General features: G+C 47.2%; 1 protein-coding gene. It reads right to left on the bottom strand.

Features of this window, described 5'->3' with window-relative positions:
• Nucleotides 1-633 (bottom strand): IS21 family transposase (gene istA / locus A3766_RS21685; RefSeq protein ID WP_156509039.1); only part of this gene is annotated, 633 nt, incomplete at both ends.

The raw sequence follows: 633 nt of genomic DNA, 5'->3' as shown, positions 1-633 counted from the left end.
TAAAGATGATTATCGTATTGTATGTGATAGTCGACGTTTANTTTGACCTGTTTGATATCCGTGTACTCATAACGGTGCTTGGGTAAGCGTTTCAGAACGGGCTTATCGATGTTTTCGAACCACTGTTTACGCGTACCTTTTAGCTGCCTGAAGGGAATGTTGTTCACTTCTTCTAGCAAGGCTTTAATGCAGTGATTCAGTTCAGCTAGAGAGAAGAAGGTATGATGGCGAAGCCGAGCCAGTATCCAGCGTTCAATGATTTGAACTCCAACCTCCGCCTTGGCTTTATCTTGAGGTTTCCTTGGTCTAGCGGGCACGATTGCAGTCCCATAATGCGCAGCAAGTTGTTGGTAGTTTGGGTTAAGATCAGGGTCATAACGACAAGCTTGTGTCACACCGCTCTTCAAGTTATCTGGAATGACCATCTCTGGCACACCACCAAAAAACTCAAAAGCTCTGGCGTGACTATTCAACCAGTCAGGCAAGCTCTGCGACCAGGTCGCCTCGCAAAACGTATAATTGGACGCCCCAAAAACGGCAACAAAGATCTGCGCGAAGCGAACCTCGCCAGTGCCCTGACTAACAATCGGCATGGTCTTCCCAGCATAATCAACAAATAGCTTTTCACCGGCC

This window comes from Oleiphilus sp. HI0132 (assembly GCF_001635845.1).
Note: the sequence above shows the minus strand (reverse complement) of the source record. Positions and strands in the feature narration are given on the sequence as shown.